Origin of the sequence: Rhodococcus sp. SGAir0479 (assembly GCF_005484805.1) — a bacterium.
Taxonomy (GTDB): domain Bacteria; phylum Actinomycetota; class Actinomycetes; order Mycobacteriales; family Mycobacteriaceae; genus Prescottella.
This window is the reverse complement of the sequence record NZ_CP039432.1, coordinates 2882021-2901056: the sequence shown is the minus strand read 5'-3', so window position 1 is coordinate 2901056 and position 19036 is coordinate 2882021. Positions and strand designations below refer to the sequence as shown.

18 protein-coding genes are annotated in these 19036 nt (G+C 71.1%); 14 read left to right on the top strand and 4 right to left on the bottom strand.

The annotated features are described in order from the left end of the window. The first annotated feature begins 47 nt into the window (after nt 1-47). The 3 genes from glmM (at nt 48) to E7742_RS13565 (ending at nt 3353) form a co-directional block, all read left to right on the top strand. On the top strand, nt 48-1385 hold the full coding sequence (glmM, locus tag E7742_RS13575) for a phosphoglucosamine mutase (protein WP_137799423.1): 1338 nt from the start codon (nt 48-50) through the stop codon (nt 1383-1385). A 151-nt stretch (nt 1386-1536) separates the two neighbouring features. Next, entirely contained in the window at nt 1537-1839 is a 303-nt protein-coding gene (locus tag E7742_RS13570) for an N-acyl-D-amino-acid deacylase (protein ID WP_137799422.1), read from the top strand. Beyond that, on the top strand, nt 1839-3353 hold the full coding sequence (locus E7742_RS13565; RefSeq protein WP_137799421.1) for a hypothetical protein: 1515 nt from the start codon (nt 1839-1841) through the stop codon (nt 3351-3353). Before E7742_RS13570 ends, E7742_RS13565 begins: the two co-directional genes overlap by 1 nt. 22 nt (nt 3354-3375) lie before the next feature. Here the strand turns inward: E7742_RS13565 and E7742_RS13560 are convergent, their stop codons facing one another. Further along, entirely contained in the window at nt 3376-4257 is an 882-nt protein-coding gene (locus tag E7742_RS13560; protein WP_137799420.1) for a dienelactone hydrolase family protein, read from the bottom strand. Nucleotides 4258-4324: 67 nt separating this feature from the next. Between E7742_RS13560 and glmS the strand changes: the two genes are divergently transcribed. After that, nucleotides 4325-6193, top strand: a complete 1869-nt coding sequence (glmS, locus tag E7742_RS13555; protein WP_137799419.1) for a glutamine--fructose-6-phosphate transaminase (isomerizing) — start codon at nt 4325-4327, stop codon at nt 6191-6193. A gap of 27 nt (nt 6194-6220) precedes the next feature. Here the strand turns inward: glmS and E7742_RS13550 are convergent, their stop codons facing one another. Continuing rightward, nucleotides 6221-6580 carry a cupredoxin domain-containing protein gene (locus E7742_RS13550; protein ID WP_137799418.1) on the bottom strand — a complete coding sequence of 120 codons (360 nt, stop codon included), beginning with the start codon at nt 6578-6580 and terminating at the stop codon, nt 6221-6223. A 73-nt stretch (nt 6581-6653) separates the two neighbouring features. Here E7742_RS13550 and E7742_RS13545 point away from each other — a divergent pair, with 73 nt between their 5' ends. From E7742_RS13545 to tsaD, 8 genes are read left to right on the top strand one after another with little or no spacing between them, the layout of a single operon-like run. Beyond that, the gene (locus tag E7742_RS13545) at nt 6654-7433 is read left to right on the top strand and encodes a VOC family protein (RefSeq protein WP_137799417.1); all 780 of its coding nucleotides are present in this window, start codon (nt 6654-6656) and stop codon (nt 7431-7433) included. A gap of 2 nt (nt 7434-7435) precedes the next feature. Then, nucleotides 7436-8896 (top strand): NAD(P)H-hydrate dehydratase, encoded by a 1461-nt coding sequence (locus E7742_RS13540; protein ID WP_137799416.1) that lies wholly within the window; start codon nt 7436-7438, stop codon nt 8894-8896. A gap of 40 nt (nt 8897-8936) precedes the next feature. Beyond that, nucleotides 8937-10181 (top strand): alanine racemase, encoded by a 1245-nt coding sequence (alr, locus tag E7742_RS13535; RefSeq protein ID WP_137799415.1) that lies wholly within the window; start codon nt 8937-8939, stop codon nt 10179-10181. Beyond that, the gene (locus tag E7742_RS13530; RefSeq protein ID WP_137799414.1) at nt 10178-11272 is read left to right on the top strand and encodes an alpha/beta fold hydrolase; all 1095 of its coding nucleotides are present in this window, start codon (nt 10178-10180) and stop codon (nt 11270-11272) included. Before alr ends, E7742_RS13530 begins: the two co-directional genes overlap by 4 nt. After that, on the top strand, nt 11262-11762 hold the full coding sequence (gene tsaE / locus E7742_RS13525) for a tRNA (adenosine(37)-N6)-threonylcarbamoyltransferase complex ATPase subunit type 1 TsaE (protein WP_137799413.1): 501 nt from the start codon (nt 11262-11264) through the stop codon (nt 11760-11762). The genes E7742_RS13530 and tsaE overlap by 11 nt, the downstream gene beginning before the upstream one ends. A 26-nt stretch (nt 11763-11788) precedes the next feature. Beyond that, nucleotides 11789-12454: a tRNA (adenosine(37)-N6)-threonylcarbamoyltransferase complex dimerization subunit type 1 TsaB gene (gene tsaB / locus E7742_RS13520; protein ID WP_137799412.1), complete on the top strand. Its 666-nt coding sequence runs from the start codon at nt 11789-11791 to the stop codon at nt 12452-12454. Continuing rightward, entirely contained in the window at nt 12451-12921 is a 471-nt protein-coding gene (gene rimI / locus E7742_RS13515; protein ID WP_137799411.1) for a ribosomal protein S18-alanine N-acetyltransferase, read from the top strand. The genes tsaB and rimI overlap by 4 nt, the downstream gene beginning before the upstream one ends. 5 nt (nt 12922-12926) lie before the next feature. Continuing rightward, complete coding sequence (tsaD, locus tag E7742_RS13510) at nt 12927-13967, top strand: tRNA (adenosine(37)-N6)-threonylcarbamoyltransferase complex transferase subunit TsaD (protein WP_137799410.1); 1041 nt, start codon at nt 12927-12929, stop codon at nt 13965-13967. Here the strand turns inward: tsaD and E7742_RS13505 are convergent. Next, the gene (locus tag E7742_RS13505) at nt 13912-15393 is read right to left on the bottom strand and encodes an exopolyphosphatase (RefSeq protein WP_137799409.1); all 1482 of its coding nucleotides are present in this window, start codon (nt 15391-15393) and stop codon (nt 13912-13914) included. The two genes, tsaD and E7742_RS13505, sit on opposite strands and share 56 nt — an antisense overlap. A gap of 231 nt (nt 15394-15624) precedes the next feature. On the opposite strand from E7742_RS13505, the gene E7742_RS13500 reads away from it, so the two are divergent. After that, nucleotides 15625-16185: a potassium channel family protein gene (locus E7742_RS13500; protein ID WP_137799408.1), complete on the top strand. Its 561-nt coding sequence runs from the start codon at nt 15625-15627 to the stop codon at nt 16183-16185. Between the two features lie 10 nt (nt 16186-16195). Here E7742_RS13500 and E7742_RS13495 read toward each other — a convergent pair whose 3' ends face one another. Beyond that, nucleotides 16196-17929 carry a TIGR03767 family metallophosphoesterase gene (locus E7742_RS13495; protein ID WP_137801207.1) on the bottom strand — a complete coding sequence of 578 codons (1734 nt, stop codon included), beginning with the start codon at nt 17927-17929 and terminating at the stop codon, nt 16196-16198. Nucleotides 17930-18121: 192 nt separating this feature from the next. Here E7742_RS13495 and E7742_RS13490 point away from each other — a divergent pair, with 192 nt between their 5' ends. Next, nucleotides 18122-18970 (top strand): alpha/beta fold hydrolase, encoded by an 849-nt coding sequence (locus E7742_RS13490; RefSeq protein WP_254699002.1) that lies wholly within the window; start codon nt 18122-18124, stop codon nt 18968-18970. Nucleotides 18971-19036: the final 66 nt, after the last annotated feature.

Here is a 19036-nt window from a genome sequence, read left to right as displayed (position 1 = left end):
CCGGGCTACTCGCCCGGACAACCCGGATTGCGAGGGATCGGATTCACATGGGTCGTATGTTCGGCACGGACGGCGTGCGCGGCTTGGCGAACGCGGAGCTGACCGCGGAACTGGCACTGAAGGTGGCGGCCGCGGCCGCGGAGGTGCTCGCACCGCAAGGACCGGGGCCGGAGCGGCCCATCGCCGTCGTGGGCCGGGACCCGCGTGCGAGCGGCGAGATGCTCGAGGCGGCCGTGACCGCCGGTCTCACCGCGGCCGGTGTCGACGTCGTCCTCGTCGGCATCCTCCCCACGCCGGCGGTCGCGTACCTGACCGGCGCCTACGGCGCCGCGCTGGGCGTGATGATCTCGGCGTCGCACAATCCCATGCCCGACAACGGCATCAAGATCTTCGCGGCCGGCGGCCACAAACTCGACGACGAGATCGAGGACCGCATCGAGGCCGCCATCGCGACCGGCCCCGCTCGGCGGCCCACCGGCGCGGGCATCGGCCGCGTCGAGGTCGCGTTCGACGCCACCGGCCGATACCTGGCCCATCTCGCCGGAGCCCTCGACACCCGACTCGACGGCCTCACCGTGGTGGTCGACTGCGCACACGGTGCGGCCTCGACGGTCGCCCCCGAGGCCTACCGGGCCGCGGGCGCCACGGTGATCGCCGTGAACGCCGACCCGGACGGGCTCAACATCAACGACGGCTGCGGGTCGACGCACCTCGAGGGACTGCAGCGAGCGGTGGTCGAGCACGGCGCCGATCTCGGTCTCGCCCACGACGGTGACGCGGATCGTTGTCTCGCGGTGGATGCGAGCGGCGCCGTCGTCGACGGGGACGCGATCATGACCGTCCTGGCGATCGGGATGCACGAGTCCGGGCTCCTCGTCGAGAACACGCTCGTCGCGACCGTCATGAGCAACATGGGTCTGCACATCGCGATGCGTGAAGCCGGAATCACGTTGCGTACCACCGCCGTCGGTGATCGGTACGTGCTCGAGGAGTTGCGTGCCGGCGGTTTCAGCCTGGGCGGCGAGCAGTCCGGGCACGTCGTGCTGCCGGGACACGGCACCACGGGTGACGGTGTCCTCACGGGTCTGCGGCTGATGGGGCGGATGGCGGCGACCGGCCGCTCGCTCGCGGAGCTCGCCGGTGCGATGACCTCGCTGCCGCAGGTCCTCGTCAACGTCAGGGTCTCCGACAAGGCCGCGGTTGCCGCGGCGTCCCACGTCCGGGCGGCGGTGGCCGACGCGGAGGCCGAGCTCGGCGACACCGGCCGTGTGCTGCTGCGTCCGTCCGGCACCGAGCAGCTGGTACGCGTGATGGTGGAGGCCGCGGACCCCGAGACGGCCCGGCGCATCGCCGAGACGCTCGCCGAGAAGGTGGCGTCCACCTAGCCCGACCATCACCCGGCCCGACCAGCACCCGGCCCAGCCATCACCCGGCCCGACCACCACTCGAGCCCGACGGCGGGCGGAACCGCAACGGCATCACGTGCGTCGAACATGGACGAAGGGTCCGAATCGACAAACGCGGAGGGTGGAGCGGATGGGTGACGTGGTTTCGATCGATGTCGCGAGGGTGCGGGCAGCGGCCCGGGCGATGCGGGCGAGTAGTGAGGCCCTGGGCGGTCCGCCGCGCGCGATCGCGGGGTGCGGGTTCGGCGCGAGCGGCCCGAATCCGGCGCGGGCGCAGGCGGTTCGGGAGGGATACCTGAGGCTCGCGCGTGCGATCGGCGTGTGGTCGTCCGCCTCGGACGTCACCGCCCGTGCGCTCGCCGAGACCGCCGACGCCTACGAGCGCCAGGACGTCGTGACCGGCGGGAACGTCGTCGCGCTGGGCGGGCGGTAGTGGACGCCCTGCTGCAGACCGGTGCCGCGGGCCTGCGTTACTTCGAGCTGTATCTGCCCCGCGCAGCTGCAGTCGCCGCAGGGCGGGGCACCGGGGACACCTTCCCGGCCTACCCCGACGTCGAGACGCGCTACTTCGAGCAGCGCGGGATCGACCTGACGGCGTTGGATGCCGATATCGAGATCCTCGCCCGGGTGGCCGCCGAGCTGGACGATCGGTTCGACGACGAGGCCGCGATCGGCGGCGAGCTGGGGCAGGCGTGGACCGGTGGCGCGGCGGACCGCGCCGGGGAGCACTTCGCCGAGCACCTCCGTCGAGCGGACGGCGTGCGGCGCAGCGCACACGCCGTCCGAGGCGCGTTGGCCGAGGCCGCCGCATCCCTGCGAGCCGCCGGGACCCGCAAGGCGGACGAGGTCGGCGCCCTCGACCCGACCACGGCCGGTGGACTGACACCGGAGCAGATCGACGGCGTGCTCGCCGGCGGAGATTGCGACGAATCGTCCATCGGGCCGTTCCTGGCGCACGTGCGAGAGACGGTGCAGCAGTTCACTACCCTGTGCGACGAGACCGCGGCAGCGATCGACGAGGTGTACCGGACACTCGACTGCGTGTTCGCGGGAATCGACGACAGCGCCTTCCCTGTGCCCGCGCCGATCGTCGTCGAGTGCCGCCCGGTCGCCGCGCGGCCCGCGTGCATTCCACCGGCGGCGCCCGAATCGGTGCAGCCCACGACGAGCCTGTCGGGTCTCGGCGCGGCCGGTTCGGCGATCGTGACTCCGGCCGTGGTCACCGCGCCGACCCCGACTCCCGCGCCGACCCCGCCGACCCCGCCGTCCGCGCCGGTGACGACGGCCGCGGCGGGGAGCGGCGCCTCGATCGGGAGCTCGCTCTCGCTCGACGCTGCTGTGGCGGCGGGCGCGATGCGCGCGGTCGGCGCGGTCGTGGGTGTGGTGGCCGATGTCGCGCTGGGGATCGTGGACGCGGTACGGGTGGATGGTGACGGCGACTGCAACCCGGACCTCGAGACAGAGCCGCCGTCGTCGTGCGGGTGCGAGTGCGCGTGCGAGTGCGGATCGCAACCGCAGGAGTGCCCGCCCGAGCCCGCACCGGAACCCGTCCCGCCGACGCCCGAGGAACCGGTCACCGAGGAACCGGCCCCCGAGGAACCGGCCCCCGAGGAACCGGCCCCCGAGGAACCGGTCGCCGCGGCGCCGATCGAGCCGGAACCGGCCGGCGAATGTCCCGAGCCCACACCGGAGCCGGAGCCGGAGCCGGCTCCCGCGCCCGAGGCGGCCGCACCGGCTGCGCCGCCGTCCGGCTACTGCGTGCCCGATCCCGCTGCGCCGGAGGCGCCGGTCACTCCCCAGGTCGCGCCGTCTGCGCATCGCGCGGTCGGCGGCCGTCCGATGCCGACCGCCGGCGCGGGCGGGGAGGAACCGGCTCTGGCCGAAGTGGGCCCGGCCGGCTCCGACGCCGACGGGGCAGCGGCGCTGGCCGAGGCCGGACCGATGTGACTCGGCAGGTACTTCGGGGGCGTCAGCGGCCGAGCAGCTGACCGACCTGCGTGCTCAGACGGTGGGCGGCCGCGTCATCGGGGTGGACGACCGCGGCGTCGTCCTCGTCCTCGCGATGAGCGGGATGGGTGCCGGGGAAGTCGGCGTCCAGGTCGGAGAACATCGCGTACGCCTTGTCGTCGGTGAGGTGCCGCAGCAGGAACCCTGTCAGCAGCGCGCGGCTCACGCGCTGCGTGCGACGTTCCGAGCCGCCGACGCCGAGGAACCCGACGAGGCGACGGCCTTCGACGAGTCCGGCGCTCGACCCCTTCTCCACGACGCGCAGCAGGCTCTCGCCCTTCCAGGCGTCGTCGAGGGCGACGGCGTCGCTGTTCAGCGAGTCCACGTCCCGCGCACCGGCAAGGATCAGTCCCGGTACCTCGACGCGGGTGGCGGCGACGACGGCGGAGGGCGTGGTCGGCGCCGGGAACAGTGCGGCGACGGCCTTCACGCGCCGCCGCTGGGCAGCGGCGAGAACGGCGACGCCGGCACCCATGCCGTGGCCGGCGAACGCGACGCGCTCGGGCTGAACGCTGATGCGGCCCGGACCGAGCCGCACCCCGGTGCAGACGTCGAGCGTGGTGCCCAGATCGGCGGCCAGCCCCAGATGCGACGGAACGGGCCCGCGTTCGGTACCGGGTGCGGCCGCGACGATGCCCCACGAGGCCAGATGCTCGAGCGTGTCGGCGTAGTTCGCGGCACCGGCCATCCAGTCGTGCGCGAAGGCGACGGCAGGCAGGTTGAAGCCCTCGGCGGGGGTGTAGACCACACCGGGCTGGCCCGCGAGAGCCAAGTCACCGCGCAGCACCCGGTGGGGACCGCGTTTGGACAGCTTGGAGACCAGGGACTTGGGTGTCTGCGCCACGGGTGTGACGTTATCCGATCATGGACCGAGTTCGCTCCACACGGTCGTACAAGTACCCTGGTGAACCATGTGCGGAATCGTGGGTTACGTGGGCCACCGCCAGGCGCTGGATGTCGTGGAGAAGGCGCTGCAACGAATGGAATACCGCGGCTACGACTCGGCGGGGATCGCCGTCCTGGACGGCGCGGGCGGGCTCGCCAGCGAACGCAAGGCCGGTCGTCTGGCCAACCTGCAGGCCGAACTCGACGAGGTGGGCCGCACCAAGTTCGCCGGCAACGCCGGCATGGGGCACACCCGGTGGGCGACGCACGGCAAGCCGACCGACCGCAACGCGCACCCGCACCGCGACGCGAGCGGCAAGTTCGCCGTGGTGCACAACGGCATCATCGAGAACTTCGCGCCGCTGCGCGCCGAGCTCGAGGCCGCGGGTGTCGATCTGCTCAGTGACACCGACTCCGAGGTGGCCGTGCACCTGGTCGCCCGCGCATACACGGACGGTGCGACCGAGGGTGACTTCCTGCAGAGCACGCTGTCGGTGCTGCGGCGACTCGAAGGCGCGTTCACGCTGGTGTTCGCGCACGCCGACCACCCGGACATGATCATCGCCGCCCGCCGGTCGACCCCGCTGGTCGTCGGCGTCGGTGAGGGCGAGATGTTCGTCGGCTCGGATGTCGCCGCGTTCATCGAGCACACCCGTGACGCAGTCGAGCTGGGCCAGGACCAGGTGGTGGTCATCACCGCGAACGGCTACTCGGTCACGGACTTCTTCGGCAACGACGCGATCGACCGGACCCGCGCTTTCCGAATCGACTGGGACTTGCAGGCCGCCGAGAAGGGCGGCCACGACTACTTCATGCTCAAGGAGATCCAGGAGCAGCCGGACGCGGTGGCGGACACCCTGCGCGGGCACTTCGTCGACCAGCACATCGTGCTGGACGAGCAGCGGCTGTCGGATCAGGAACTCCGCGACGTCGACAAGGTGTTCGTCGTCGCGTGCGGCAGCGCCTATCACTCCGGCCTGCTCGCAAAGTACGCGATCGAGCACTGGACGCGGCTGCCCGTCGAGGTGGAACTCGCGAGCGAGTTCCGTTACCGCGACCCGGTTCTCGACCGGTCGACGCTCGTCGTGGCGATCTCGCAGTCCGGCGAGACCGCGGACACGCTCGAGGCCGTCAAGCACGCCAAGGACCAGAAGGCGCGCGTGCTGGCGATCTGCAACACCAACGGCGCGCAGATCCCGCGCGAGGCCGACGCCGTCCTCTACACGCGGGCCGGTCCGGAGATCGCCGTCGCCTCGACCAAGGCGTTCCTCGCTCAGGTGACCGCGAACTACCTGGTGGGGCTGGCCTTGGCGCAGGCGCGGGGTACCAAGTACCCCGACGAGGTCGCGCGTGAGTATGCCGACCTGGCCGCGATGCCCGAGCTGGTGTCGCGGGTGCTCGAGAAGGTGGAGTCGGTGCGGGAGCTGGCGCGCACGTACGCGCAGTCCCCGGCGGTGCTGTTCCTCGGCCGGCACGTGGGTTACCCGGTGGCACTCGAGGGTGCGCTCAAGCTCAAGGAGCTGGCGTACATGCATGCCGAGGGTTTCGCCGCGGGTGAGCTCAAGCACGGGCCGATCGCGCTGATCCAGGAGGGGCTGCCGGTCATCGTGATCATGCCGTCCCCGAAGGGGCGCGCGGTGCTGCACTCGAAGCTGGTCTCGAACATCCAGGAGATCAAGGCACGTGGCGCGACGACGATCGTGATCGCCGAGGAGGGCGACGACGCCGTCCGGGCGCACGCCGATCACCTCATCGAAATTCCGGCGGCGCCGACGTTGCTGCAGCCGCTGTTGTCGACGGTGCCGTTGCAGGTCTTCGCGGCCGAGGTCGCGCAGGCCCGCGGACTCGACGTCGACAAGCCGCGGAACCTCGCGAAGTCCGTCACCGTCGAGTAGTTCGGCCACCCGGTGTGGTCGTGGTGGTCACACCACCACGACCACACCGAGCATGTCGGGGTGCAGCGAGCACGTGTAGTTGTACGTGCCGGGCTGCGTGAACGTGAACTCCCACGTGCCCGATGTCAGCAGCGGGCTGCGCAACACGCCCTTCGCGTCGCCCAGTCCCACCACGTCGTGCGGCGTGCCGCGGTCGTCGAACTCCCACGTGACCGTCTGACCGGCCGAGACCGTGAGGGAGGCGGGCGTGTACGCCATGTTCGCGACCCGAACGGTGAGTGCTTTGTCCGCATCCTGGGTCGCGTCGTCGGTGGAGGCCGAAGTGCATCCGGAAAGGCTTGCCGCCAAAGCGATTCCGGCAATCAGCGCGCTCGCGCGTTTGTTCATGCGATCCAGCGTAGTCTGAGCACGAGTGTGCCCTCCGGCACCTTCGCATCGTTCGACCGAGCGAGGAGTTGTCATGCCCACCCGTGAAACCGCGCCCGTCGGGGCGCCGTGCTGGATCGACGTGACGTGTTCCGACGTCGACCGTGCCGCTGCCTTCTATCGCGAGCTGTTCGGATGGACCGCCGAGTCGTCGGGGGAGGAGTACGGCGGGTACGTCATGTTCTTCTCGGACGGCAAGCCGATCGCCGGAATGATGGCGGGGGAGCCGGGGCAGCCCGGCACCGACACATGGACGACGTATCTTGCCACCGATGACGTCGACAGGCTCGCGGAGGCGGTCACCACGGCCGGCGGCCAGGTGATGGTGGGGCCGATGACGGTGCCCGCGCAGGGGCGGATGGCGGTGTTCGTCGACACGTCCGGCGGCGTGGTCGGCGCCTGGCAGCCGGACGGGCACAAGGGCTTCGGGTTGATCGCGGAGAGCGGTGCGCCCGCGTGGTTCGAGCTGGTCACCAAGGACTACGAGGCGGCGCTTCCGTTCTATCGGGATGTGTTCGGGTGGGAGCTGTCGACCCTCGGCGACAGTGACGAATTCCGTTACTCGACCGGGCGTTTCGACGGAGAGGATCTGGTCGGGGTCTTCGATGCGAGCAGGGCGCTGCCGGCCGAGGTGCCGTCGCACTGGCAGATGTTCGTGCAGGTCGACGACACCGATGCCGCCGTCGCTCGGGTCCGTGAACTCGACGGCGCGGTCCTGACCCGGCCGTGGGACACCGAGTACGGGCGAATGGCGCAGGTGGCCGACCCCAACGGGGCGCGGTTCATGCTCTCGGGACCGGTGGTGGCCGGGTAGACATGCGGCACTACTACACGACGGCACGGGTCGAGGCCGCCGAGGCGCCGCTGCTCGCGAGCCTGCCGGAGGGCACGCTCATGCGGCGGGCCGCCTACGGTCTCGCACGCGTCGCGGCCGAGGAGTTGCGCTCGCGGACCGGGGGCGTCGCCGGCCGGCGGGTGACGTTGCTGGTGGGTTCGGGCAACAACGGGGGCGACGCGTTGTGGGCGGGCGCGGCGCTGCGCCGGCGCGGCGCCGCGGTGACCGCGGTGCTGCTGAACCCGGACCGGGTCCACGCTGCGGGCCTGGCGGCGCTGCGGGCCGCCGGTGGGCGCGTTTCGACCGAGCCGGGCACACCTGATCTGGTGGTCGACGGCATCGTCGGGATCTCCGGGAAGGGCCCGTTGCGGCCGGCGGCGGCCGCGCTCGTCGCCGACCTCGATGCGCCGATCGTCGCGGTGGACCTGCCCAGCGGCGTCGACCCGGACACCGGCGCGGTCGACGGTCCCGCGGTGACGGCGGCCGTCACCGTCGCGTTCGGTGCGCTCAAACCGGTGCACGTGCTGGCCGGGGCGCGCTGCGGGCGGGTGGAACTGGTGCCGATCGGTCTGGACCTGCCCGCCCCCGACCTGGTCTCGCTCGATCCGGCGGAGGTGGGTCGACTGTGGCCGGTGCCGCACGCGACGGACGACAAGTACACGCAGGGTGTGGTGGGCGTCGTCGCGGGCAGTGAGCGCTATCCGGGTGCGGCGGTACTCGCCTCGGGTGCCGCGGTGACAGCTACCGCCGGCATGGTGCGGTACGCCGGACGCGGGGCCGCCGAGGTGCTGAGCCATTGGCCCGAGGTGGTCGCGGCGCAGTCACCCGCCGACGCCGGGCGAGTGCAGGCGTGGGTCGTCGGTCCGGGGATCGGCACCGACGACGCCGGGCTCGCGGAGCTGCGGACGGTCCTGGAATCGGACGTCCCCGTGCTCGTCGACGCGGACGGCCTGAATCTGCTGGCCCGGCACCACGACCTCGCCGCGGGGCTTCGCGCGCGTGCGGCGCCGACGCTGCTGACACCGCACGCCGGGGAGTTCGAGCGGCTCACCCGGGTGCCCCCGGCCCCCGACCGCGTCGCAGCGACGCGCGCGCTGGCCGCCGAATGGGGTGTCACGGTGCTGCTGAAGGGCCGTGCCACGGTGATCGCCGACCCCGCCGGGCGCGTCCACGTCAACGACGCCGGGAGTTCGTGGGCGGCGACCGCCGGTTCGGGCGACGTCCTGTCCGGGGTCGTGGGTGCGCTGCTGGCCACCGGCCTCGAACCGGCGCTGGCGGCGGCGGTCGGTGCACGTGCCCACTCGCTGGCCGCCAACCTCGGGGCGCGCGAGGAATCCGGTGAGACGGGTGTCGCCGGCCTCGCCCCGATCTCGGCATCGACGCTGCTCGGGCATCTGCGGCCCGCCATCCGGATACTTCGCTCACATGTGCCCGAATCGTGACTGGTCGGCTTGTACCCGCGGGGTGGTTTCGTCGCGATGAGTGGCAGGATCGAATTCCGTGACCACTACCGCGCAGGAGCCTGACACCGAGCCCACGACCACGAGCGCCACCCCGGCCGACACTCCGCCCCGTGCGGCGGCGCCTCAGGCCGAAGCAGTGATCGATCTCGACGCGGTGGCGCACAATGTCGCCGTTCTGCGCGAGCACGCGGGCGAGGCGGCCGTGATGGCCGTGGTCAAGGCCGACGCCTACAACCACGGCGCGGTCCCGGTCGCGCGGGCCGCCGTCGCCGCCGGCGTCCACGAGCTCGGTGTCACCACGCTCGGCGAGGGGATCGAACTCAAGCGCGCGGGGATCACCGTCCCGGTCCTGTCGTGGCTGCACACCGCCGACTCCGACTACGCCCCCGCGATCGCCGCCGGTGTCGAACTGGGACTGTCGTCGCCGCGGCACCTGGCCGCCGTCGTGGCCGCGGCCCGCGAGGTCGGCACCGCCGCGACCGTGACAATCAAGGTCGACACCGGTTTGAACCGCAACGGGGTGTCCCGCGAGGAGTGGGGAGACCTGCTGAAGGACCTGGCCCGGGCCGAGGCCGAGGGCGCCGTCCGGTTCAAGGGCGTGTTCTCGCATCTCGCGCACGCCGACGAGCCGCACCACCCGGTCATCGACGAGCAGCGTGAACGGTTCACCGGCGCCCTCGCGGACGCCGCACGGATGGGACTGGTCCCCGAGGCGGCCCACCTCTCCAATTCCGCCGCCACGCTCACCCGGGCCGATCTGCGCTTCGACATGGTGCGCCCGGGTATCGCGCTCTACGGGCTGTCCCCGGTCCCGGACCTGGGGACGTTCGGGCTGCAGCCGGTCATGACGTTCCGGTCGAGGGTGGCATTGGTGAAGAAGGTGGCGGCCGGCGAGGGCGTGTCCTACGGACACACGTGGATCGCGCCGCACGACACGACGGTGGCGCTGCTGCCCGTCGGGTACGCGGACGGGATCCCACGTGCCCTGGGTGGACGCTTCGACGTGTGGCTCGGCGACGACCGGCGCCCCGGGATCGGACGGGTCTGCATGGACCAGCTCGTGGTCGATCTGGGCCCGGACGGCGCGGGCGTGCGCGAGGGCGACACGGCCGTGTTCTTCGGAGCCGGCGGTGACGGCGAGCGCGGAGTGCCGCACGCGCAGGAGTGGGCCGACAAGCTCGACACGATCCACTACGAGGTGGTGACGTCGGTGCGCGGTCGCACGGTCCGGACCTACGTCGGGGGACCGGGCGGGCGACCGTGAACCTCCTGAACAGGCTCGGCCTGTTCGGAGGCGTGGTGGGAGTCGCGGCGATCGGTGTCCTCGCGGGGATCGACGTCGTCAAGAGCGCGACGATGCGACGCGGGCGGGAGATCTACGCCACCGAGGACTTCGAGGTGATGCGCCGGGACCGCCGTCGGACCGTCACCACCGAGGACGACGTCCCGCTGACGGTGCGCGAGGTCGGACCGGCCGACGCACCGCTGACGGTGGTCTTCGTGCACGGCTACTGCCTGCGGATGGAGTCGTGGCACTTCCAGCGCACCCAACTGGAGGCGCGGTGGGCCGATTCGGCGCGGATGGTGTTCTACGACCAGCGCGGTCACGGCGAATCGGGGATGCCGGCCACCCCCAGCTGCACCATGGCCCAGTTGGGCCGCGACCTGGCGGCGGTGATCGCCGCCGTCGCGCCGTCGGGGCCGGTCGTGCTGGTGGGTCACTCGATGGGCGGGATGACGATCCTGGCCATGGCGCGCCAGTTCCCGGAGCTGTTCGCCGACAAGGTGATCGGCGTGGGCCTGCTCGCGACGACGGCGGCCGGGCTGAACAAGTCGGGGCTGGGCCGGAACCTGGACAACCCGGTGATCGACGCGTTCCGCCTCGCGGTGCGCACCGCGCCGGGCGTGGTGCAGCAGGCGCGCGGCGCGGCGCGGGCGATCATCTCGCCGATCCTGCGGGCGGCGTCGTACGGCACCGAGGTGAGCCCGCGGCTGGTCGCCTTCTCCGACGGGATGCTCGGCGACGTGTCGGTCGTGACGATCGTCAACTTCCTCGAATCGTTGGAGCTGCACGACGAGTCCGAGGCCCTGCCGGTGCTCGCCGACACACCCGCGCTCGTGCTGTGCGGCGACACCGACATGATCATCCCGTTCTCCAGTTCGAAGGCGCTGGCGGCGGCACTGCCCCGAGCCGAACTGGTGCGGGTCCAGGGCGCGGGCCATCTCGTCGAACTCGAGTTCCCACAGGTAACCTCCGATGCGATCGATCGGTTGGTCCGGCGGGCCGTGTCGAGTCGCGGAAAACGCGAAAGTACTGCGCTGGTGGGTGAACTGGAGCGAACCGATGTCGGCTGACGCACGAACCGGAAGCGGCAGCGCGACGCTGCCGACCACCGAGGACACCGAGGCGCTCGGGCGGACGTTGGCGCGGGACCTCGAGGCCGGCGACCTGGTGGTGCTCGACGGCCCGCTCGGCGCGGGCAAGACCGCGCTGACCCGCGGTATCGCGGCCGGACTGGGTGTCGAGGGACGGGTGACGTCGCCGACGTTCATCATCGCGCGCGAGCATCGCCCCGGAACCCGCCCCGACGGGGGTGCGCCCGTCGCGCTCGTCCACGTGGACGCGTACCGGCTGGGCGAGGCCGGCGGTGGGGGAGCCGTCGACATGCACGATCAACTCGACGCGCTCGACCTCGACACCGATCTGGCGTCGGCCGTCGTGGTGGTCGAGTGGGGCGAGGGCGTCGTCGAGCATCTGGCCGACCGGCATCTGCGCTTGCGGCTGCGGCGGGAACCCGAATCCGATGTCCGGACGGCCACGTGGGAGTGGGTGTCGAGCACGTAACCCGGGCCCGAGTAGCCTGGACTACCGTGCTTGTGCTTGCCATCGACACCTCCACACCCGCGGTCACCGCGGGTGTCGTGCAGTTCGACCGGGACTCCGACGACGCCGCCCCGCGGGAGCTGGCGACGCGGGTCACCGTCGACGCCCGTGCGCACGCGGAGGTGCTCACCCCGCAGATTCTCGACTGTCTCGCGCAGAGCGGTCACCCTCCCGCGGATCTCGACGCCGTCGTCGTCGGAGTGGGCCCCGGTCCCTTCACCGGCCTGCGGGTCGGCATGGCCACGGCGGCCGCGTTCGGTGACGCGCTCGGCATCCCCGTCCACGGCGTCTGCAGCCTCGACGCGATCGCGTCCGACGTGGCGACCGGGACCGGTGACCGGGAACTGTTGGTGGTCACCGACGCCCGCCGGCGTGAGGTGTACTGGGCGCGGTACTCGGGGGCGCGGCGTGTCGCGGGACCCGAGGTGGTCAAGCCGTCCGAACTCGACGCGGCCCCCTCGGAGGTCATCGCCGGATCGGCGTCGCACGTGGACATGTTCGATCTGCCGGTGGAGCCGGTGGAGACGCCGTCGCCCCGCGGACTGGTGACGGTCGCGGCACAGGCGCTGCGGGTCGGGGTGGAACCCGAGCCGCTGGTGCCGCTGTATCTGCGACGGCCGGACGCGGTGGAGCTGGCGGACCGGCGCAAATGACTTTCCGGATCGTTCCGATGACCGACGCCGACGCCGATCGGTGCGCGGAGCTCGAGCGGGTGCTGTTCCCCGGTGACGACCCGTGGAGCGCGCAGGCTTTCCGCTCGGAGCTCGCGGGCGGACACAATCGGTACTTCACGGCGCGCGACGACGCGGATGTCCTGATCGGCTACGCCGGCGTGGCGTTGCTCGGGACCGGCATCACTCCCGAGGCCGAGGTGCATACGATCGGTGTGGATCCGACCGCGCAGCGTGGCGGCGTCGGGGGAGCGCTGCTCGCCGAACTGCTGCGGGTCGCGGACAAGTGGGGTGGACCGGTGTTCCTCGAGGTACGCACGGACAACGAACCGGCGATCGCGCTGTACCGACGCGAGGGCTTCGAGATCGTCGGTACCAGGAAGCGGTATTACCAGCCGAGTGGCGCGGACGCCTTCACGATGCGCCGCCCGGCACCGGGTGAGGAGTGACGGCCATGATCGTGATGGGTATCGAGAGTTCGTGCGACGAGACCGGTGTCGGCATCGTCCGTTGGCACGACGACGGTCACTGCGAGCTGCTCGCCGACGAGGTCGCGTCGAGTGTGGACCAGCACGCCCGCTACGGCGGTGTGGTGCCGGAGGTCGCCTCCCGCGCGCACCTCGAGGCGATGGTCCCCACCATGAAGCGTGCGCTCGCCGCCGCCGGCATCGACAAGCCGGACGCCCTCGCCGTGACCATCGGGCCGGGCCTGGCCGGTGCGCTGCTGGTCGGGGTGGCCGCGGCCAAGGCGTACGCAGCGGCCTGGGACGTGCCGTTCTACGCGATCAACCACCTGGGCGGGCACGTCGCGGTCGACACCATCGAGCACGGCCCGATGCCGCCGTGCGTCGCGCTGCTGGTCTCGGGGGGCCACACCCACCTGCTGCACGTCGAGGAGCTGGGGCGCAAGCCGATCGTCGAGCTCGGCACCACCGTCGACGATGCCGCCGGTGAGGCGTTCGACAAGGTGGCCCGGCTGCTCGACCTCGGATTTCCGGGCGGTCCCGCACTCGATCGTCTCGCGCAGCGCGGCGATCGGGACGCCATCGTGTTCCCGCGCGGCATGACCGGACCGCGGGACGCGCGTCACGACTTCTCGTTCTCGGGACTGAAGACCGCGGTCGCGCGGTACGTCGAGGCCAGGCAGCGCGCGGGCGAGGACGTTCCGGTCGCCGACGTCGCCGCCGGATTCCAGGAGTCGGTCGCGGACGTGCTGACGATGAAGGCGGTGCGCGCGGCGCAGGACGTCGGCGTGGACACCCTGGTCCTCGGCGGCGGCGCGACCGCCAACTCCCGGATCCGCTCGTTGGCCGAAGAGCGTTGCGCGGCAGCCGGAATCACGCTCCGCGTGCCCAGCCCCCGGCTGTGCACCGACAACGGTGTGATGATCGCCGCGCTCGGTGCCCACCTGATCGCGGGCGGCGCGCAGCCGTCCCAGCTCAGCTCGGCGACGAACCCGGGGCTGCCGGTGTCGGTGAGCCAGGTTCGGGACTGACCGCAGGGCCCGGCTCGGGCGTCGAGAACGTCGGGGGAGTCGACGGCGTCTGCGGAATCGCCGGAGCCACCGACGGCGGCGGTGTCGAGGGGGCGGAGGAACCGGCCTCGGGTGCCTCCGGGTCGGTCGACAGATTCGGTTCCTCCGGCGTGACCGGATCGGTGGGGGTCACCGGGTCGGTGGGTGTCACCGGGTCGGTGGGGGTGACCGGATCGGTGGGCGTGGTGGGATCGGGAGGCGTCGTCCCGGTCTCGGGCGCCTGCTCGTCGTCGGTCGGCGGCGCGGGCACGGCGTCGGGAAGCCACGTGGGCAGCTCCGGCCACTTCGGCGGAATCCACGGCAGGGTCTCGGTCGGGGTGGCCGAGGTGGTGGTCGGACTCTCGCTGGACGAGTCCGGCGTGGTGGTCGTGGGCGGCGTCGTGATCGACGGCTGGGTCGTCGGGTAGCCGTACGTCGACTGCGGAATCTCTGTGATCGGTAACGGAAGCGCCTGCGTAACGGTGGGATCCCCGGTCGGAATGCCGGTCTCCTCGGGGTTCGCCACGAGCGAGTCGGGCGGCGGTGCCGTCTCGCTGGGGGTGTCGACCAGACTGCCGGTGGGAGCGTAGTTCTCGTTGCTCGACGGAATCATCTCCTTCACGCCGTACCCCAGCAGCAGGGCTCCGACGACGAAGGCGCCGATGAGCGCACCGGACGCGCGGGTGCCCGATCCGGTGACGACGGGAAAGGACTGGCGTTCGTTCGAGCCGGCCAGTAATGCCGCGCCCTTGGCGGCGACGGCCTCGGGTTCCGGAACGGCGATGGTCACCCCGTCGACCGCGGCGTCGAGCGCTTCGGCGAGACCGGGGACGTTGCCGCCGCCGCCGACCAGGACGACCGCGTCCGGCGGGCGCAGGCTTCGGCCCGCGACCTCGGAGACGAATTCGGCTATCCGCGAGGCGATCCCGTCCGGGGTCGCGCCGGCGGCCGCGTCGGCGCTGATCTCGGCGGTGCGATCGCGTACCGCGACGGTCCCGTCGCCGGGGGCCACGATCGTGACGGTCAACCCGGACGAGCCGAGGTCGGTGAGCGCAATGCGGTCGTACTGCGCCACCAGCCCGGTGCTGCGCAGGTAGGTCAGGATCGCGTCGGTCTCGGGCACCAGCCGGATAGCCCGGCGCTGCGTCTTCGCCGCCGAGCGCACGGCAGCCGCCTGGCTCTCGTTGCGATAGGCGACGGCGATCGCGTCGGGTTCGATGCGGCAGTCGGGGACCTGGGTGGTCATCAATCCGATCGCCGACAGCGCCAGTCCGCCGACGTCGGTGTGGGTCCCCAGGTCTGCGGAGATCGTGCGGTACTCGACCGACTGCGCCCCGGTCTCGTCGGTAGTGACGAGTGCGGCGCACACGCCGGCGGCTCCAGCCGAGATTCCCAGTGAGTTGCGCATCGTCCACCTCCCGTTGTCGGTGCGTGTTCGGTCGTGGAACCGTCTCGTTCGGCTCTCGTCGGCGCGGAAAACTCGAGATACTTCGGTACAGACGTGCCGACGTCGTTATCTGAACGTTACCGAATGTCGGGCCGAATTGCTCGTCCTGACGTGTCGGTGCAGGTCGTGGCGGTGGGTTGCACGCGGGGAAGGTCGAAACAGGGCCGTAACCGACGGCGAATCGAGGGACGGATGCCCGACCGTGAAGGTGTGCCGCAGTACGACCGACGGCAGCGTCGGCGGCTGCTGGCGAGAACTCTGTCCCGGGCACTGGTGACCGTGGTGCTGCTGTCCGTCGCGTACTTCGCGCTGCCGATGGATCGCCTGGACGATGCGGGCGCCGTCACGATTCTCGTCGGTGGGCTGGCGTCGGTCGTGGCCCTGTGCATCTGGCAGGTGATGCGCATCATCCGTTCGCCGACGCCGATGTTGCGGGCGGCCGAGGCGCTGGCGGTGACGTTGCCGACCTACTTGTTGGGCTCGGCCACAACGACATTCCTGTTGTCGACGATGGACCCCACCTCGTTCACCGAGCCGTTGACCAGGCTCGACGCGCTCTACTTCACGCTCACCGTCTTCGCGACCGTGGGATTCGGCGACATCGCCCCGGTCGACCAGACGGCACGCGGCGTGGTGACCACGATGATGGTCGGAAACCTGGTGATGCTCGCGGTGGGCGTCAAGGTGCTGACGAACGCCGCGAAGTGGGGCCGGGACCACCGGCGCGACGACACGTCCGGCGAATCCGCGTGAGCCGCAGCGGTCAGCGCAGAGTCGCCACCACCAGTTCGACGTTGTGATCGGGCGACCCACCGAGCAGCTTGGGGTCGGCGTGGATGTCGTTGAACGAGAACTCCCGGTACAGGGAGGCCAGGCCCGCGGGGGAGAAGTCGTCGTAGTCCACCTGATAGGGGCTGTCGGCCTCGATCAACGTCGTCAGCAGCGAGACGGTGCCGTCGTTGTTGTCGACCACCTCGATGATCCGGCCCTGCTGCGGAAAGTCGATGTGCGACGCGGTGTTGATCTCCCAGAAGCTCTGTTCCGCGGTGGGGCCGACCTGCGGCGTGATCCGGTTCTCGTGGGTGTGGCCGTTGATCCAGGCCAGCACGTTGGGGAAGCGGTGCAGCAGATCCACCAGCTGGGCGCCCTTGATTCGCGGCTCGAGGGGGCGCTCGGGATCGGGGAGCGTGTTGGCCATCGTGGTGCTCGTGTGGTGGCTGAACAGCACGAAGAAGGTGTCCGTGCGGCTCTGCGTGACCAGCGCCCCGTTGGTGTCGTAGTACTTGCTGCTGCCGGCCGACAACGTCTGCTCGATCCACCGGAACTGCGCCTCACCGAGTGAGCCGTCGACGAAGCCGGCGCGGTTGGTCGAGTCCATGCTGATGCCGACGACACCGGGCGCGATCTCGAATGTGTAGTAACCGATGCCGGTCTCGTCGGCGTCCGGCGCGAAACCGTGCCCCACCGGGCCCGGTCCTGTGTTGGCCGGATCGAGGTGGGCGGCGATGAACTCCCGGGGCGTGAACGGCTGCCGGCGCGCATCCGGCGTGACGGTGCGCGGAGGGGTGGTGATGGCCGAGAGCAGATTGAGCAGCGCGGTCGGGTCCGAGCTGAGGGCGCTGGAGATCCGCGCCGCCTGATCCGACGAGTCGGGGACCTCGAACTTCTTGTTGCCCGTGTACATCTGCTCGAGGAACGGAATTCCGCTCGGCAGCGTGCCCTCGACCGAGTCGTCGTGGTTGCCGAACACGCAGTACCACTTGGTGTTCAAACCGGGGCTGTCGACGGCCTGCAGCGCGGCGGTGAGTAGGCCGGGCACCTCCGGGAAACCCGTCTGCTTGTAGATGTCCTGCAGCGACGACTCCGGGTTCCAGTACAGCTCGGCGCCCGAGTTCTGCACACCCTCGTACCGGGTCGGGTCGCCGGTGTTGGGCACGATGGTGCCGCCGTTGAGGGCGGTGAGGAACCAGCCCAGCTCGACGAACTCCTTGTTGTCGGTGTTGTCGCCGGTGGTGACGACGGCGTCGAAGTCGCGTTGGGTGTGCGGGCCCCTGCGCAGCGAGTTGACCCGGTCGATGAGCGAGACCAGGCCCTGGGCCGTCATCGTCTCCTGCGGCCGGAACGCGGCTCCCTGGAAGGGGTGGACGTACTCGAATCGAACGGGCGACTGGGCGTCGAGCACGTGGACATCGGTGAGTTGGACCAGTGACGCCAGCGCGGTGCGACGGTCCTCGCGCCCGGACTTCGCCTCCGCCAGATCGTTTCGGACGACCAGCGGCCACCCCGGCCCGGCCGTGAGCCGGCGGTACCCGCTCGTGCCGAGGGGGACGGCGACGGACTCGAGCGTGGTGCCGGCGATCGAGGCGGGCAACGGCGCCGCGAGAGCCTGTCCCACAAGCGGATTCCAGGACCGGTTTCCGATCAGCGGGAGGCCCGCGATTCCGAGAGCTCCCACTCCGGCGGCGCCGAGGAAGGTGCGACGATTCATGCCGTTCATCCGCTGTTCACCCACGCGCACACTGTAGGCGACGGTGAGCTGCGTGGTGTCGCGATCGGCGCAAATGCGCGACTCGTGTCGCGCAGCCGTTCTCGTCGTTTCGAAGCGGGGCCCGGCAGAGGAACTGTCGCATCAGCGCTACTACCGCGGCTCGCTCACGGCTCTTGTCGTCACCGACGGCGGGTGTTACCCATGGAGGACGCCGCTGGGGAGGAGACGGTCATGGTGACGTCGGCGTATCGCGCGGGGACCGGTGAACCTGTGCTGTTGCTGCACGGCTTCACGCTGTCGCACCACGTGTGGCACCGGGTGGTCGACGCGCTCGCGCCCGACTACGACACCCTCGCGCTCACGATGCCGGGACACTGGGGTGGGCCGCGGCTGCGGTGGCGCGAATTGGGTGTCGCGGGTCTGGCGGACGGCATCGAGCGAGAGCTCGATGTGCTCGGTTGGGACACCTGCCACGTCGTCGGGAACTCGCTGGGAGGACAGGTCGCCTTCGAGTTGGCGGCCCGCGGCCGGGCCCGCTCGGTGGCCGCCGTCAATCCGGGAGGTGGCTGGAAACGATTCTCCTACACGGAGTTCCGAACAGGTTTCGGATTCGTGGTGCAGTTCCCGCGCATGGCCCTCGCCCGGCTGATCGGCGACCGGGCGGCTGCCCACGGCTTCTTCCAGCGGCGCGTCATCGCCGATAGCAGTCACGACGTCACGGCCGTCGACCCTGTAGACGCCACCGACGTCGTACGTGCGGTGTCCCACTGTTCGGTGTATCTGCCGATCCTGCTCGCCTTCCTCCGGGACGGACCGCTCACCGGGCTCGAACGGATCGTGGCGCCGACGACGCTGATCCTGGGCGAGTGCGACACCTTCCTGGCGCGGGACACGTGCATCCAGCGTTTCGTCGACGAGCTGCCGGGACCGGTGGAGGAGATCGTCCTTCCCGCCGTCGGGCACATTCCCATGCTCGAGAACCCCGGACTCGTGGCGCGGGCGGTGCGCACACATCTCGAGCGGGTGGCGGGCCGCGACGTCGTGGCGTGAGTCGGTGTGCGAGCCGGTCTCGGCTCTGAGAGCAGCCGGGTTGTCGGGGGTCTCCGTTACGATCGA